The organism is Streptomyces sp. NPDC050508, assembly GCF_040655155.1.
In the GTDB taxonomy this organism is placed as follows: domain Bacteria; phylum Actinomycetota; class Actinomycetes; order Streptomycetales; family Streptomycetaceae; genus Streptomyces.
Window position 1 is genome coordinate 262,865 of the sequence record NZ_JBFAJJ010000010.1, and the last position, 16,201, is coordinate 279,065.

At 66.6% G+C, this 16,201-nt stretch carries 15 protein-coding genes and 1 pseudogene; 13 read left to right on the plus strand and 3 right to left on the minus strand.

What is annotated here, in order from left to right:
• The first annotated feature begins 595 nt into the window (after nt 1–595).
• Nucleotides 596–2,761 (plus strand): radical SAM protein, encoded by a 2,166-nt coding sequence (locus tag AB0I69_RS28340; protein WP_363098526.1) that lies wholly within the window; start codon nt 596–598, stop codon nt 2,759–2,761.
• Nucleotides 2,762–2,781: 20 nt separating this feature from the next.
• On the opposite strand, the gene AB0I69_RS28345 is transcribed toward AB0I69_RS28340, so the two are convergent.
• Nucleotides 2,782–3,378 (minus strand): hypothetical protein, encoded by a 597-nt coding sequence (locus AB0I69_RS28345; protein WP_363098527.1) that lies wholly within the window; start codon nt 3,376–3,378, stop codon nt 2,782–2,784.
• 56 nt (nt 3,379–3,434) lie between these two features.
• On the opposite strand from AB0I69_RS28345, the gene AB0I69_RS28350 reads away from it, so the two are divergent.
• The 9 genes from AB0I69_RS28350 (at nt 3,435) to AB0I69_RS28390 (ending at nt 11,675) form a co-directional block, all read left to right on the plus strand.
• On the plus strand, nt 3,435–4,550 hold the full coding sequence (locus AB0I69_RS28350; protein ID WP_363098528.1) for an aldo/keto reductase: 1,116 nt from the start codon (nt 3,435–3,437) through the stop codon (nt 4,548–4,550).
• On the plus strand, nt 4,547–5,326 hold the full coding sequence (locus AB0I69_RS28355; protein ID WP_363098529.1) for an endonuclease/exonuclease/phosphatase family protein: 780 nt from the start codon (nt 4,547–4,549) through the stop codon (nt 5,324–5,326). The genes AB0I69_RS28350 and AB0I69_RS28355 overlap by 4 nt, the downstream gene beginning before the upstream one ends.
• A gap of 12 nt (nt 5,327–5,338) precedes the next feature.
• Nucleotides 5,339–7,219: an aminotransferase class I/II-fold pyridoxal phosphate-dependent enzyme gene (locus AB0I69_RS28360; RefSeq protein ID WP_363098530.1), complete on the plus strand. Its 1,881-nt coding sequence runs from the start codon at nt 5,339–5,341 to the stop codon at nt 7,217–7,219.
• A complete protein-coding gene (locus AB0I69_RS28365; protein WP_363098531.1) occupies nt 7,216–8,514 on the plus strand; it encodes a formyltransferase family protein in 1,299 nt (432 codons plus the stop codon). Before AB0I69_RS28360 ends, AB0I69_RS28365 begins: the two co-directional genes overlap by 4 nt.
• On the plus strand, nt 8,511–9,191 hold the full coding sequence (locus tag AB0I69_RS28370) for a hypothetical protein (RefSeq protein WP_363098532.1): 681 nt from the start codon (nt 8,511–8,513) through the stop codon (nt 9,189–9,191). The genes AB0I69_RS28365 and AB0I69_RS28370 overlap by 4 nt, the downstream gene beginning before the upstream one ends.
• Entirely contained in the window at nt 9,188–10,003 is an 816-nt protein-coding gene (locus AB0I69_RS28375; RefSeq protein WP_363098533.1) for an endonuclease/exonuclease/phosphatase family protein, read from the plus strand. Before AB0I69_RS28370 ends, AB0I69_RS28375 begins: the two co-directional genes overlap by 4 nt.
• Nucleotides 10,004–10,094: 91 nt before the next feature.
• Complete coding sequence (locus AB0I69_RS28380; protein ID WP_363098534.1) at nt 10,095–10,772, plus strand: nucleotidyltransferase family protein; 678 nt, start codon at nt 10,095–10,097, stop codon at nt 10,770–10,772.
• 163 nt (nt 10,773–10,935) lie between these two features.
• Entirely contained in the window at nt 10,936–11,370 is a 435-nt protein-coding gene (locus AB0I69_RS28385; RefSeq protein WP_363098535.1) for a hypothetical protein, read from the plus strand.
• The gene (locus tag AB0I69_RS28390; RefSeq protein WP_363098536.1) at nt 11,337–11,675 is read left to right on the plus strand and encodes a hypothetical protein; all 339 of its coding nucleotides are present in this window, start codon (nt 11,337–11,339) and stop codon (nt 11,673–11,675) included. Before AB0I69_RS28385 ends, AB0I69_RS28390 begins: the two co-directional genes overlap by 34 nt.
• Before the next feature lie 200 nt (nt 11,676–11,875).
• Here the strand turns inward: AB0I69_RS28390 and AB0I69_RS28395 are convergent.
• A pseudogene (locus tag AB0I69_RS28395) lies at nt 11,876–12,529 on the minus strand (alpha/beta hydrolase); the annotation flags it as partial.
• Between the two features lie 115 nt (nt 12,530–12,644).
• On the opposite strand from AB0I69_RS28395, the gene AB0I69_RS28400 reads away from it, so the two are divergent.
• From AB0I69_RS28400 to AB0I69_RS28410, 3 genes are all read left to right on the plus strand, one after another.
• On the plus strand, nt 12,645–13,553 hold the full coding sequence (locus AB0I69_RS28400; protein WP_363098537.1) for an N-acetylmuramoyl-L-alanine amidase: 909 nt from the start codon (nt 12,645–12,647) through the stop codon (nt 13,551–13,553).
• A gap of 86 nt (nt 13,554–13,639) precedes the next feature.
• Nucleotides 13,640–14,416, plus strand: coding sequence for a DUF5336 domain-containing protein (locus tag AB0I69_RS28405; RefSeq protein ID WP_363098538.1), 777 nt, complete (start codon nt 13,640–13,642; stop codon nt 14,414–14,416).
• 117 nt (nt 14,417–14,533) lie between these two features.
• Nucleotides 14,534–15,538 carry an LLM class F420-dependent oxidoreductase gene (locus AB0I69_RS28410; RefSeq protein ID WP_363098539.1) on the plus strand — a complete coding sequence of 335 codons (1,005 nt, stop codon included), beginning with the start codon at nt 14,534–14,536 and terminating at the stop codon, nt 15,536–15,538.
• A gap of 18 nt (nt 15,539–15,556) precedes the next feature.
• Here the strand turns inward: AB0I69_RS28410 and AB0I69_RS28415 are convergent, their stop codons facing one another.
• Nucleotides 15,557–16,132, minus strand: a complete 576-nt coding sequence (locus AB0I69_RS28415; protein ID WP_363098540.1) for a hypothetical protein — start codon at nt 16,130–16,132, stop codon at nt 15,557–15,559.
• Nucleotides 16,133–16,201 lie beyond the last annotated feature (69 nt).

Below are 16,201 nucleotides of genomic sequence, written 5' to 3' on the forward strand. Positions count from 1 at the left end.
CTGCGGAAAGTCACCGTGGTAGGCGGCTCCGGCCGGCGCGGCTCTGTGCTTGTCCGGCTCTCCTGTCCGGCATCGACGTGGACGTCCTGCTCCTGGATAGCCGCCCGTGTAAGCCGCTCGCCTGTACCTACTTCGGTCACTGCGGCATCTCGACCCCGGCGACCGTTTTGCCGTCGACCTTTGCCCGCGTCGGTGCGGAGGTCCTCCTCAACAGCGCTCCACGGGGTATGCCTTGTGTCCGGGGCCGTCGTACGGACTTCCGGAAGGTCAACGCGCACGGCGGCGAGAGCGTCCTGTCGGCCGCGCAGGCTGCCGGAGGCACCACGCGCAAGAGTGACGAGGCCGACCTCTGGGCCAGAGGCAGGTCCGACTCAATACAGAAGGCGGAGAACACGTTCCGCCGCGGTCCGGCCACGTGCCCGGACGATCCTCCCCCCTCCCCCCCTTCACGTCGCTTACCACCTGCGGAAACTGTGACGCATTGTGGCGTGGCCGGACGTAATCGGCGTCGGGAACCGGCGAGGCATTCCGGCGGCACTACGCCGCCGGCCCACTGCACCTCGTGACAAACCCAATGACTCCGTGAAGGAGGCGTGTGCTTGTGGAGCTGGAGCGTACAACGACAGCGCTGGATGTATTGGCCGAGGCTGTTCGGCTTGCCTGTGAGCCGAACGCAGCGGCACCGGCGAACCTGCCGGTTGATCTGCCATCCGTTCTGATTGATCCGCAACTGCTGCAAGGGGTGCTTGAAAGCTCCTTGGAGTCCAGGGTGGGGCCCATCCGCATCACCGGCTCCTTGGAACGACGACTCGTCTTCATTGAGCGTGCGGACGGGCGATGGGTCGTGGCTGATCTCGCCAACCAGCCGCACTCGACTCGTGATTGGCCCGTTTGGACACGCGCTCACCTATCACTGGACGACCCGACGTCCGCCGTGTGCCTCGCCCAGCTCAGCGAGGAGGCCAGCCACCGGCTGTCCCGTCCACGCGTCCTCCTGGCAGCCCTCTATCACCCTGAGTACTTTCCGTTGCCCCGTTTCCCCCTCGGCATCAGCGACGTAGCCCGAGCCGCCCGATCCCAGTTACTGGGGACTGTCACCCTGGCGGACATGCAACTGGGCAGCGATCTCGGCACGTTGATCGAGCAGGTCACTTCCGAGCTGCCCGACATTCTCGGCATCAGCGTCACCTTCGGCCAGCACGACCTACTCATAGAGCTTCTGGAGACAGTCCACGCCCTGCCGGAACCGCCCGTCGTCATCGCTGGCGGCAGCCTGACCGTCCGCAACGAAGGACTGCTCCTGCAGCGGTATCCGAAGCTGCTGATAGCACGCGGTGGCGGAGAGGCGACGATGGAGGCCCTATTGCAGCATTGGCACGGGGACATCGACAGACGCGAGATACCCGGCCTCGGGTTCAACGGTGCCGCACGCGGCGGAGCGCTGGCCATCGGAAGGCGTCACACCCCCAAGCCGGTGGCGCGAGATGCCAGTAACGACATCCTCCCCGAACTTGATCTGCTGCCGGCGACACTTCAGCGCCACGGTGTGGCCCAGCTTGAGACCAGCCGAGGCTGCACCAACTACTGCTCCTTCTGCCCACGGGGTCACAAGGGCATCTGGTCTGGCTCACAGCCGACCCAACTTCCCTGGATCCTCGGTGAGATCGGCAACGTCTTCGACCGTCACCCCGACATCGCGCGCGTCATCTACCTTGTCGACGAAGAGTTCATCGGCCGCGGTGACACAGCCGTGCAGCGCGCTCTGGAGGTTGCCGGGGCTGTGCACGACGCAGGTTTCAAATGGGAGTCGAGCTGCCGGATCGACCAGGTCGTCCTACCGGATCGCGACGAGGACTGGCATGTCGAGCGAGCCACGATGTGGCGCGGCCTCCTTGACCGCGGCCTGCGCCGGATGCTCTTCGGCGTCGAGTCCGGCGTCGACTCCATCCTCGAGCGGTTCAACAAGGAAACAACTGCTGACCAGAACGCTCTGGCCATAAGGACACTGTCGGCTCTGGGCGTGCCGACCCGTTTTACATACATCACCTTCGACCACCTGATGACGATCGAAGAGCTGAAGGCGACCCACGAATTCCAGGGCCGCACCGACTTGTTGATAAAACCGCAACCCCATCTGCCTGTGGAGGAGGTCGTGCGTGGTGTGCGTGACGAAGAATTCGTCTCTGCTCACTCCTCGGGACGTGCACTTCATACCGGCATCTCGTACATGTTGGTAAGCATGGAGTGTCTGATCGGTGCCGCATACACCCGACGGGTCGAGCAAGCAGGATTGGCCGGACAGTCTCGACCTTCAATGGGCCGGGTGGACGCGGAGTTCGCGGACTGGCGCATCGGTATGGCCTCCTACTGGTCCCAGCTGTGGGTGGACCGCAACTTCGCCCTGGACTACACCCTCAAGTCTCAGGAGAAGATCCTCGATGGCACCCCGCGTCTGGTCGTGCGCGAGACGCGGAGCGTGCTCAAAGACGCGAGCTACCGGGTACTCGGCGCGATGATCGACGCAATCAACGAGCAGCCGGATCAGCGCCTACCTGCAGCAGAGGCCGTCCTGAACGGGCGAATCGAACGGATCCTGAACCGGGAGATCGACGTCCTCCGGGACCGTATGAGTGAGGTCTTGACCCAGACTGTGTCGGTCCTACCCGCGGAGCACCGCCGAACCCTGCATGCCCAGCATGATCGTTGGACGTCAGCAGGCACGTGGGAGCTCATCAACGCCTCCGACTCGTGCGGCACGTGACGGAGATGACTGCGCGCAAGTCAGTTCCCGAAAGGGATGAATCCGGAACAGAAGCGGCGATAGGGCATGAGCTTCCATGCGGAGTACTGATCTCGTTTCTTCGAAGCATGCAGCAGTTGCTTCACCCAGGTGAATCGAATCCGCTCGTCTCGCTCCATGCCGGTGTCGATGCACGTCAGCATACGACGCGCCTTCTCGTAGACATCGGGCGTGACAACGCTCAGGTCCACCGTCGACTCGCCGGTCCGCCAGGTGAAAGCGAGGCGACTGCTCCCGAAGGGAGTCCGGACCACGCCGAGGCAGTCCGCCTTGTCCTCCAGCGCAAGCCGGATACGCGGCCACTGGCGGCTCTTCACCCCGACGCCGAGATCCACGTCCGAGCCCGGAAGATTAAGACGCAGGCCCTGCGATCCGAAGTCGCACCAAGCTGCATCAGTGAGTCGTCGGATCACGGCCCCTGCCGCTGCGCGAACACTGTCCAGATACGCGTCTTCCGCGCGGATCCCGTGCCAGAATCGGCGGGCCCTCTCGAACTCCGCCGCGGTGAAGTCGCCAGAGTCCACCCAGCCTTGCGCCACGATCGCGTCCAAGTCGAGTGAGGTGGCTACAGGTGTCATGGAAGCGAAGGTAGCTGATCCAGCTGCACCCACCTGTTCGGAAAGGCGAGAGTGACATGCACGATCCTTCAGCCGGTCCCGAGACTGGCCGGCCCCACCGCATCCTGAACGGTGGACTGAAGGTGTTCCCTCTGGGAGGCGGATGCTGGCCGATCGGCGGGCCAGGAGTCAACCGCGGTGTGCCGATGGGCTGGTCCACGACGAATGATGCCGCCTCCCGCACAGCACTAGAGGTGGCGTACGAACTCGGTGTCAATCTCTTCGACACTGCCGACGTCTACGGACACGGTCACTCCGAACGTCTCCTGGGCGGTCTGCTGCGGCAGGTTCCGCGCTCATCCGTCGTCGTCTCCTCGAAGGTCGGCTACTTCTCCGGCACCGCGGCACACGGCTACCTGCCCTCTCACATGCGCCGCCAACTGGAGACGTCATTGGAGAACCTTGGCACCGACCACCTGGACATCTACCATTTCCATCACCCCGACTTCGGCCCTGGAGACCGATACCTGGACGCTGCCATCGCTCAGATGCGGGGATTCCAAGCGGAGGGCCTCGTACGCAGTGTCGGGCTGCGCGGCCCGCACCGTCTGGCCAGCGAACGAACACAGCTACCTCCGGATGAACGGGAGGACAAGCACACTCGTTTCCTGCGCATCTTCGCGGCCGTACGCCCAGACTTTCTCGCGGTGCGCTACAACGCGCTGACCCCGGCCCCTGATCCGGGGCAGGTCGACGTCTTCGCCTTCGCGAAGGCAGAGGGCGTCAGCGTTCTCATCAACAAGCCCTTGGGTCAGGGGCTGCTCACCGGCAAGTACCACCCGGGAGAAATCTCCCGATTCGGACAGGGCGATCACCGACTGCGCAAGCGCTGGTTCACGCCCTCCGCACGGCAGGTGGTCCACGCGGAACTCGCCCCGCTGCGCGAACACTTCGGTCCCGGGACGGCTGACCTGTCACGCGCCGCATTGGGTGCCTGCCTGCGTTTCGGGGAGCACACGGCTGTCCTCGCCGGATTCACTTCTCCGGAGCAGGTGCGGCAGAACGTGGCTGCTGTTGACAACCCCCTCACGGCAGAGGAGCTAGCGCTTGTGATGACCACCGGCCTGTCGCTGCAGCGCCGCTTAAACGCGCTCGGCGAAGTCTTCGTCGACGAAAAGGTGAACGTCCGATGAGCAGCGGCCGACTGTCCATGCTGGTGTTCAACGCCCAACACGCGTCGCCGGAGCGAGCTCGCCGTCAGGCCGCGTGGCTGGCCGAAGAGCCGCAAGCCGACCTCCTCGTGCTGACCGAGGTCGGTCCTGGGCCCGGGGGAGACGTCCTCATCAACGAGCTCACCGTCCTCGGCTACGCCCACTGGCACGCACTGCCCGCATCCGGCCGTGATTTCCGCACTCTGCTGGCCTCGAGAGAGACCACGCTGGAGCCAGTGGACCCGCGCATCGAGACTTTGCCGCATCGTGGCCCCGCGGCGATCCTGCAGTCGGACAGCCATGCTCGGCTGGGCATCTGGGGCCTGTACGTCCCCTCGCGTGGCCCGCGGGAGCGTCGTAACGAGGACAAGCGCGCCTTCCAGCAGGCCGTCACCGAGGCGTTGCCCGGCCTGCTGAAGCAGTTCGGTGACGCCTGTGTCGTTGTCGCAGGCGACCTGAACGTCATCGAACCCAATCACGTCCCCGCCCACCGTGTCTTCGGACGCTGGGAGTATGACTTCTACGAGGCGTTCGGACGGTCGGGGCTGACCGACGTGTTCAGCACAATGACACCGCAGGAACGCGGGCATTCGTGGTACGGCCGAACCGGGAACGGCTTTCGGTTCGATCATGCCTTCACAAATGTGCCAGGGCGTGTCCTGACCCGTGCATACGACCACGCTCCACGTGACCTGGGTATCAGCGATCACGCATGCCTCCGACTGGGTCTCGACCTGACCGAACACCCCTCCCGGTAAAGGAATCGCCTCATGACCGCGCCGTTCATCGTCCTTGAGGGTCCGGATGGAGCCGGCAAGACCACGCTGGCCCGCTTGGTGGCCTCGATGCTGGCCCATCGTGGCCTGCGCCACCTCGATCGGCGCCAAATAGCCGACACCTCCCCCTTCGTCACCCACCTCATGCAGCAGCTCGCGAACATGCTCTGGAACTCGGGCGACAGCCGTGACCTGGCAGACGACTTCTGGGCTCACCTGCAGGCTTCCTGGTTCAGCGCGCACGGTCAGCACGTGGTGACCCCGGCTCTCGCCGAAGGCCCCGTCATCGTCGACGGCTGGTACCACAAGATGGCGGCCAAACTGTCGGAGCAGGACTGGTCCGAACCGGACCTGGACCGACTCTTCGCCAAGGTCCGCCGACCGGATCACGTCATTCTTCTGCGCACCTCCCCGAAGACGATGTGGGAACGCCGCGAAGGAACCCTGCGTCCCACCGAACTCGGCATGCACAATCGCCAGTACGCGGAGCTGGGCGAGCAGTCGTTCCTGGACTACCAGCAGCGCGCACTCGACAACCTGACCACCACGGCGGAGAGTCAGGGTTGGCACGTCGTGGACGTGGCGGACGACGAGGACGCAAATGAGACCGCAAGCCGACTGGTGTCGCTCCTGGAAGGCGTCCTGGATGCCCCCGCGGCGCCCACTGAGACCGCCGGTTCCACGGAGTTCAAGAGCACGTATGTCTGGCCCAACCCCACCTCGTCCTTGAAGACCACGGTGCTGAAGCAGATGAACCGCTCCCTCTCCGATCGAGATGGACGCGGCGTCATCGGCGAGTTCGAACGCACCTTCGCCTCCTTTGTCGGTACTAAGTACGCTCTGGCGCTGTCGTCGGGCACTGCGGGCCTGCACGCGATGTGTGCCGCCGCCGGCCTGGCCGAGGGCGACGAGATCATCGCTCCCGCATACACCTTCTTCGCCACTGCCACGCCGTTCGCCTACGAAGGCGTGCGGGTCCGTTTCGCGGATGCGGACTCGTACGGCAACCTCGACGCCGCATCGCTGCCGGGCCTGCTGACCGAGCGAACTCGCGCGGTCATCGTTACTCACATGTGGGGCATCCCCTGTGACATGACCGCCATCAGTGCCTTCTGCCGGAACAACGGCTTGCTCCTGCTGGAAGACTGCTCTCACGCCCACTTCGCCACTTGGGAGGGCCGTCGGGTGGGTACCTTCGGCGACATGGCCGTCTTCAGCACTAACCAGAAGGCGATCACTACCGGTGAGGGCGGCGTACTCGTCACAGACAATCCCCGCTTCCAGGAGCTCGCCCTTCTCCACGGTCAGTACAACAAGCGCTGTTTCCAGGAGATCCCCGGCGACCAGCCCCACGCGCGCTATGCGCTCACCGGCATGGGCCTGAAGTCGCGCTCCACCACGCTGGGCGCAGCCATCGGGATCAACCAGCTGGCGATCGCTGATGACATCAAGTCCCGACGGCGCGACATCCTGGACCGCTTCGACAAGGCGTTGGCCGACAATCCCGTCGTCTCGCTCTGCCGCAGCGCCGGCGGCCGAGGCCAGCACGGTCTGTACGTCATGGGACTGCGCTACGACGAGACAGCGGCAACCTGTTCCATGGCCGAATTCGTCGACCGCCTCACCACCGATGGTGCCGATTTCGACATCCCCGGCTCCACCGGCGTGATCGCTCACGAACCTCTCTTCCACCGCACGCAGCGCAGCCAGCCTTGGACCGAGGTTCCCGACGTCAAGGCCGAAGGCTTCCCGGGAGCGGATGCGTTCATCGGCTCGTTCTTCAAAGGGCCCCTCTATGGCTACCCGGGTGACGAGGAATCGGTCGAGCATCAGTTCGTCACGCTGACACGGCACGCCGCCGCCGTCGCCCGGTGACAGACATCCGGTCCGTCCTCGGCGAGCGTGACCTCCTGGACGGGAACGTGTTCTCCCCGGACCTCCTCGCCGCTCTGGGCGAAGAGGAAGCTGATCTGCCCATGCAGACCGGAAGTGTCGGCGACAGTCCCCCTACCGGGCTGTTCCGGCTGCCCACCGCCACCGCAGCGGTCCGTGCCACGGCCGCCAATTGGCTACAGAAGGGAAACACACACGACGAGCGGCTCCTTCACGAGGCCGAGACGTCCATGTTGTTGCGGCCGCCCGTTCACGAGCGCGCCCGCGCTGTGGACGAGGAACTCGCCGCACTGTTTCTCGGCGTCGCTCACTCCTGGCTGAGTGTCGCAGAGCGAGAGCGGGATCCGCGATACCTGAACGCGGCACTCAAGCTGATCGGTTGCGCTGTCCTGTCGGGACGCGCCGCGGCCCGTGGACGAGAAGCGCGCTCGGCGGTGGCGTCAGCGCTGGCAACGCTTGCCCGGACAGAGGCTGCAATCCCTTCCACCCTGCCTCCACCATCACACTCCGTGCCGAGCAGGTTGTCACCGCGCACCGAAGTCTCAGGGGACAGCCGCATTGTGGTTCTCGCCGGCGAAGGCTCCCGTGGGCTCCCCCTGTTCCTCAGCGCCGCACGAACGTGCGGCTTCACGGTTCACGGTGTGCTGCACCACGCCTCGGCACCCAGCGGTATCCCTGATAGCAGCGACTACCTCAGCGCCTGGTATCCGCTGGCCACAGCCCCCGCTGCCACCGCACCACCGGCGGAGACTTACGCGGGGCTGCACCAGCGCCACCTGCCGCACGGTGCCTGGGACGTGGCAGTCGAACAGCTGGCGGCATGGAACACCGGTTTGCTCGTCCTGCTGGGCATGGACGTGGTTCCGCCACACGTGCTCGAGGTCCCGACGGCCGCCACCATCAACGCTCACAACGGCGAACTGCCCGCCTTCCGCGGGATGGACGCCGTCGCGTGGGCCCGCCTGGCAGGCCAGCATCCAGTGTGCAGCGTGCATCGGGTCACCCGAAACGTGGACGCTGGCAACGTTCTGGCATCCGCAATCGTGGCCGCCGGCAGCCCGGACCTGCGGGCTGCAGTCAAAGCCTGTCAGATCAGGCTCTTAGCCGATTTAGCGGCCGACTATGCGGCCACCGGGAATCTGCCCGTCGGGAAAAGCCAGGACGAGACGGACGCCCGGCGCTGGTATCGGATGCATCCGGCGCTCCGACGCCTCCTGGACCGGCACCACACCGACTTGACCCGCCCGACCAACACCTATAAGGAGCCGTCGATTTGACAGCGAGTACATTCCAACTGCCGTCCCTGCACGGACTCGATTGGAACGACATGGGAGCCGTCTTTCCCGCCGCACGTGAGGCATTAGAGGCTCTAACTGCGGATCGCTGGGAACTGCTGCTCCACAAGCTCGACGAGGTACCAGCGAACCCGGCGTTGAGTGAAATGTGCGAGACCTACGACTTCCTCGACAAAGTCGTACTACACAACGACAAGGAGCACGGGTACCGCATCCGTGCCCACCTCTTCCGCGAGGGCTACTTCGATCGGCCGCACGACCACCGCTGGCCCTTCGCGTCTATGATCCTCACCGGTTCCTACCGCCACACGCAGTACGGCGACAACAGCGGCTTCGCCGACGCGGCCCCCGAGGATCTACGGCCGCTCTCCGTCCGCACCGAGCACGCCGGCAACTGGTACGCCCTGCACCACACTGCCGTGCACTCGGTGAGCGCCGAAGAGGGCACCCTGTCACTGGTGTTGCGAGGTCCTGCGGTCAAGGACAGCTTCCGCATCATTGAGACAGACCGCCGGAGCTCGTTCACGGTCAAAGGCACCGATCAGGAGACTCCCGAGGAACGCGCAGCCAAGCGCATGGGCGAGGAGCGACTGCGCACAACGATCGAGACCATCCGCTCCGCCCGCCCCAAGGGCATGTCCGTCGGAGCAGCACGGTGACGAATGACGACGCGATGCAAGGATTGCTCTTCGGTTCCGCTCAGGATGTCGTCGCGGACGACGTCGCCACACGCGAGCTACGGGTACTGACCCTCAACGTCCAGGGGGCGCCCGCCACCCGCCGCGATGACATCGTGGAATGGCTCTACGCGAGCGAGCACAACGTCCTCGTCCTGACCGAGGTGCGAACGAATGACAGTGGGAACCGCCTGATCCAAGAACTGGAAAGCAGCGGCTTCCGGACCGTCCTCACCCCCGCCGGGACCGACGACCGCTATCGGAGCATCATCGCGACCAAGGGTTACGAGCCACAGCCTGTGAAAGCAGACTTCAGCACGTCACGCCTGGTCATGGCTCGTCTGACCACCCATTTCGGACTGCTGGACGTCGCCGGACTGTACTCGGTCACCAACGGAATGAGCCTGAGCAGCAGCCTGGCCCGGCGAGACTTCCAGAAGCACGTCCTGGATGCCCTCACCCAGCACCGAGCGAGGCACGCAGGAGTCCCCTTCCTGCTCACCGGTGACCTCAATGTCCTGGAACCTGGCCACCAGCCCGCTGCGAACGACTTCGAGGAACACGACTACGCCTTCTACAAGGGGCTACTCGGCCTGCGCCTGGTCGACGCCTACCGTCAGGTTCATCCCGACGGCACGGACTTGAGTTGGTACGGCCCGTCTGGCGGGCAGCGACTCGACCACACACTTGTCGACGAGTCCCTCTCCCGTCGGCTTGCCGACTGCGGGTACGCACACGACGTGCGGACGCGGCGGATCAGCGATCACTCGGCCATGACAGCGCTTCTCAAGTGACGCATGCGCCTTGGAAACGTGGGTTCCACTCGAAAGTGTGGGACCCACGCCCTGCGCGGTGCGGCACGCTGACGTGTGGCATGCTTCACCGGTGGCTCTTCTCGACTACTCGGACTTCTGCGCCTCCAGCACAAGGTGGGACCCAATTGCAAGCAGCGATGTGCCGACCCTCGCTCATGCTTCGCCTGCCGAGCAAGAAAGAGCATTTGCCGCACTAGTGCTCCGGAATCACAAAGTCCGAGCGGTGCTGGAACGCCTTGCCAGCCTCGATCTTCCCCCGTGGTACCTGACGGCCGGAGCACTGTTCCAGACGATCTGGAACATCGCCGCTGGGCATGAGGACCTGAACTACGGCATCCGCGATTTCGACCTCTTTTACTACGATGCCGACGACTTGTCGTACGAGGCAGAAGACGTGTTAATCAAGCGATGCTTGGCCCGCGTCGGCGACCTGGGCGTAGAGCTGGAGCCTCGGAACCAAGCTCGCGTGCACCTCTGGTATGAGAAGAAGTACGGTCGTCCGATCGAGCCGTTTGACGCTCTGGAGGAACCTATCGCTTCCTTCGCGTTCACATGCTGTTCCGTAGCTCTCTCGCTGGCGCCGGACGGCGTGCTCACCACCTATGTGGCACACGGCTACGATGACCTGTTCCGCGGCGTCTTGCGCCCCAGCCCGAACCACGCGGTACCCGACAGTGTGTGTCGGATCAAGGCAGACTCCTATCGAGCAAGATGGCCCCAGCTGGTCGAAGTAGAACCGGCCTACTGAGAGCGCGGCTGTCAGCCAGGACGGCCTGGGCTCGGCTGTTCCGACCGCAAGTCCGCCGACCGGGCGCGCCGCCGGAGCTTGTCTAAAATATCGCGTAAGTCCGCGATGTGACAAGCTGGTCAGGGCTCTGACCTGGTCCTTCGACCAGCCGGGACGGACAGACATGAACGACAACGAGATCCCGGCCGTCGGACCGGTCGAGGACAAGCTCGTGGATGAGGTCGTCGAGTGCCTGCTGGTCCGCGCCGACGCCTCGGGCGCTGCCCTGCTGGGTGAAGGCGGGCTGCTGACGGAGGACTCGGGCCGTGCTGGAGCGAGCGCCGACCTCAATGCCCTGTTCTACGTCCGCGTCAACCTCGCCCAGAGCTTCCCGGCCGCCCCCATCCGCGACTTCCACTCCGACGAGTACTACAACGCCGAGCCCGACTGCCTGATCGTCCTCGGCGCCCCCGACGGCAACACCGCCTACGCCGAGTCCGACCCCCATCTGTCCTATCGCTTCACCCCGCCCTCGGAAACGGCCATCACCTTCCCGGGCCATGGCGACGTCCGTCTGGCCCCGCCGTGGGCGCCCGAGGGCGGCTGCTGGCGAACCTGACTGCTATCACCCGCCTCCTCCTTGACCAGGGCACCACCGTGATCCTGCTCGGCGGCTGCCTCACCTCCGGCATCCTGGGTGCCGCGAAGTGCCTGCTCAACGGCGAACGCGGCCAGCGCAACACCGCCTACCTCGACGGCATCGCCCCATACGGCGACCTCATCGCCGTCACCGCCCTGCAAGATCGGCGGCATCACCGTACCCCCGACCTGACCGCCGTCGAACCGCTGCTCGTACTCACCCGCGACACTGCCGGTGGCTTCACGACCCGCCTCGACAACACCGCCCAATACCCCGGCCAGTGACCACCGTCAGCCCCTGGGATGGTCCGAGACACCCTCTTCGAACACCACAACGCCGTTGTGCCCCAGTGAGGTCGTCCACCATCGTCGCCCCCTGAACCCACCGCTGCTGCCTGGTCCACGACCCGTCATGCTGCCAGGCGGCAGGGAAGCCTTGAGACACTTCCGCGTTGGAACAGGTTGACAGACCGCATAACGGCCGCGCTCAGCCAGGCGGGCCGGTCGGTCGCCGCTGGGAACCGCTCCCTCAAGGTCCCTCCCTCCCGGCTCACGAAGTGCGGGTCGGGGGTGCCGGGTGCGGGCATCGTGTCGGCGGAGAGGGCGGCGTAGAAACCGGCGAGCCAGCCGCGTACGTCCGGCTCGATCTCGGCCTCGGCGCGGCCGGGCCGCTGGAAGTAGGAGACGTAGAACTCCTCGTCGCCGCCCATTCCCGCGAAGATCTCGCTGGGGCGCGGGCCGCCGCGCGGGGTGTAGGGGACGCTCAGCAGTCCTACGGCGCGGAAGACGTCCGGCCTGAGGAGGGCGGAGTGGGCGGCGATGCCGGCGCCCCAGTCGTGGCCGACGATCACCGCGGAGCGCTCGCCGAGCGCGTGCACCACGGCCACGGCGTCCTCGACGAGGTCGAGCATCCGGTACGCCGAGGCGTCCTCGGGCCTCGACGAGCGGCCGTAGCCGCGTACGTCCACGGCGACCGCGCGGTGTCCCGCCGCGGCCAGGGCCGGGAGCTGGTGGCGCCACGAGTACCAGGACTCCGGGAAGCCGTGCACCAGCAGGACCAGGGGGCCGGTGCCCTGTTCCGCCAGGTGGATGCGGCCGGCGGGAGCGGGTACGAGCCGGTGTGCGACGTCCTTGAGCATGAGTCCTCCGTGTGACGTGGGCCGGTCCGTCGATCCTCTGTCCAGGCCCGGCCGACCCGCGACTCCTGTTGCCGCTTCAGCAAACCGGCCCTGGGTGGCGGTTAGGGTGGCTCTCGTGTCGTACGTAGGTCCGGACTTCGATCCCCCACAGCCCCGCCGTCCCCGTCGAGGGCCCCTGACCGTGGCGCTGGCCGCGCTTGTGCCGGGGGCGCTGATCGGGTGGTTCGTCTATGAGGCGGTGGGCAGCCCTGGTGACGGGCCGGGGGGTGCGGCGGCCGGTGTGTCGTCGAGTGCGCCCACGTCCCCGGCGGCCACCTCGTCGAACGACGACAAACCGCCGAACCCGAGTTCCCTCAGGGGCAAGGTCGTCGTCATCGACCCGGGGCACAACGTCACCAACTTCCAGCACACCGCCCAGATCAACCGCAAGGTGAACATCGGCACGAACTGGAAGGAGTGCGACACGACGGGGACGTCCACCAACGCGGGTTACTCGGAAGCCCAGTTCACGACCGATGTGTCCCACCGGCTGAAGGCGCTGCTCGAAAAGCAGGGCGTCACGGTGAAGTTGACGCACGACGGTGACTCGCCGTCCTGGGGGCCGTGCGTGGACCAGCGGGCCAGGATCGGCAACGACGCGCACGCGGACGCCGCGATCTCCCTCCACGCGGACGGCGCGGCGGCCGGCGACCGCGGCTTCCATGTGATCCTGCCGGCCTCCGTGCACGCGGGCACCGCGGACACCCGCGCCATCGTCGCCCCCTCCGCCGCGCTGGGCCGGAGCATCAAGGGCGACTACCTTCGCGCGACGGGCGAACAGCTCTCCAACTACGTCGGCGACGGTACCGGCCTCGTCACACGTAAGGATCTCGGCGGTCTCAATCTGTCAACGGTTCCCAAGGTGTTCATCGAGTGCGGCAACATGCGCGATAGCAAGGACGCCGCACTGCTGACGAACGGCGCCTGGCGACAGAAGGCGGCGCAGGGGATCTCTGAGGGAATCGTGAGTTTCCTGCGCGGGTAACGATCAGTGGGCTGATCCGGGCGGACACCCTGACGGGGTGGACGATAGGGTCTACCGACGACGAGACGACCTACGAAGGACCTGAAGTGAATATCCGCTCCCTCACACGAGGCGACGGCGTGGTGATCGGGGCAGCGGTATTGCTCTTCATCGCGTCGTTCCTCAAGTTCTTCACGGCCAATGGGATCAACCTGGACGTGACCGCGTGGACAAGCCTCGGTAACGGCCTCGGCACCTACATGGGCGGCGTCATCGGTGCCGCTCTCGTCGTCGTCAACCGTTGCCTGCCGCAACCGCGCAAGATCGTGGGCCTGGACCTCGGGACAGTCGGCGTGGCGTTCACGGTGCTCACCGCGTGGACCCTGTTCTGGACGCTGGTGGACGTCGGGGACAGCGTGAGCGCCGGCGCGGGCCTCATTCTCGGCTTCATCGCCGCCCTCGTCATGGCCGGTGCCGCCATCGCGACGCCGCTCGTCCCGGCCCTCCAGGCCGCCCTCGTCCCCGCCCCCAAGCCGATCGCCCCGCAGCCCTACGGCGCCCAGCCTCCCGGCGGTTACGGCTACCCCGGTGCCGGTGCGCCGCAGCCGTCGTACGGCACTCCGCCCCAGCAGGCCCAGGCCGCGCAGCCGTTCGGGCAGCCGCAGCCCGCGCCCGCTCCGGCCGGGGAGTTCTCGCCGTTCTGGTTCGCCGTGCCGGTGGCCCGGCCGCTGTTCGCGGAGGACGGCTCGCCGTCGCCGATCGCCGAACTCGCCCCGGGTACCTGGTACCTGGCCGTGGAGCAGCGCGGTCCGGCGCTCGTCGCGCAGACGCAGGACGGCCGTCGTGGCGTACTGCAGGACACCTCGGGGATCCAGCGCGGCTGATCCCCCGCAGCGTCTCCCACGGCCCCTCGCCCTTCCGGGCGGGGGGCCGTTGTCGTACAGTCGCAGCCGTCCATCGGTTGACTGACGGTCCGTCAGATCCGTGACTGTGGAGGCGATATGCGGCTCGGTCTGGCACTCGGATACTGGGGGCGCGGGCCCTCCGCCGACCACCTGCCGCTGGCCCGGGAGGCCGAGCGGCTCGGGTACGACTCCGTGTGGACGGCCGAGTCGTGGGGGTCCGATGCCTTCACCCCGCTGACCTGGATCGCCGCGCAGACCTCAAGGATCAAGCTGGGTACGGCCGTTGCGCAGATGGCGGCGCGGTCGCCGACGACGACCGCGATGCACGCGCTCACGCTCGACCACCTCTCCGGCGGGCGCGTGCTGCTCGGGCTCGGGCTGTCGGGGCCGCAGGTGGTGGAGGGCTGGTACGGGCGGCCGTTTCCGAAGTCGCCGTTGACCGCGACCCGGGAGTACGTCGACGTCGTACGGCAGGTGCTGCGGCGGGAGGCGCCGGTCGAGGTGGACGGGCGGTTCCACGCGCATCCGTACCGGGGGGAGGACGGTACGGGACTCGGCAAGGCGCTCAAGTCCATTACGCACCCGCTCCGTTCGGACCTGCCGATCCTGCTGGGTGCCGAGGGGCCGAAGAACGTGGCGCAGACGGCGGCGATCGCGGACGGCTGGCTGCCGTTGTACTGGTCGCCGAGCCGACCGGAGGTCTACGGCACGACGGCCTTCCGCGACGGCTTCCTCGTCGCACCCATGGCGCAGGTGAAGGTCTGCGACGACGTCGCCGAAGGCCTCCTCCCGGTGAAGATGATGCTCGGCTTCTACATCGGCGGGATGGGGCACGCGGCCCGTAACTTCCACGCCGATCTGATGGCGCGCATGGGGTACGCGGAAGAGGCCCGGCGGATACAGGAGTTGTTCCTCGCCGGTCGCCGGGAGGAGGCCGTGCTCGCCGTGCCGGACGCGTTCGCCGACGAGATCTCGCTCGTCGGGCCGCGTGAACGGATCGCGGAGCGGCTGGAGTTGTGGCGCAAGGGCCCGGTGACGGACCTGCTGGCCCTTGCGCCCGACCCGCACACGCTGCGGGTGCTGGCGGAGCTGAACTCCTAGGAGCCGCTCAACTCACCGTCAGCCGCCCGCCAGTTGGCCTGCCGACGGCACCTTGTCGGTCACCTCGGCGCCGGCACTCTTCCCGGCGTCCTTGACCTTGTTGATGATGTCGTCGAAGGAACTCGCCGTGGCGTCGGTCGAGTCGCCCTTGCGCAGCTTGGACGGCAGGTCCTTGAGGGAGTCGATGCCGGCGCTGAGCGGAGCGAGTGCCTTGGAGAGCGTGGGGTCGCCCTTGGCGTTCTTGGTGGCCGCCTTGAGCCGGTTGTACGCGAACGCGCCCGCGAGGCCCGCCTTGACGAGCGCGAACCTGCGTCCGCTCGCGCCCTTCTTGAACTTGCCCGCCTTCCAGGGCTTCACGATCCACTGGTAGGTGGCACCGGCGGCGAGGCCCGCGTTCGCGACGAAGCGCGTCTTGGCGAACTTCTGCCGTTCGGCGGAGGTGCTGGGGCTCGGGGTGGCGGCGGCTGCCGCAGCCACGACTGCCGCGGTGTCCTGCGTGGCGTCATCGGTGGCGCTGCCGCAGGCCGTGGCACCGGCGAGCAGGGCGCAGCACAGGGTGAGCGCCACGAAGAGGCGCCGTATCGGTACGGGCACGGGGTCCTCCGGGGTGTTCTCCCCGAGTGGGTGTGTCTGTCTACCCCGGCAGCCTCACCCGGACCGGGC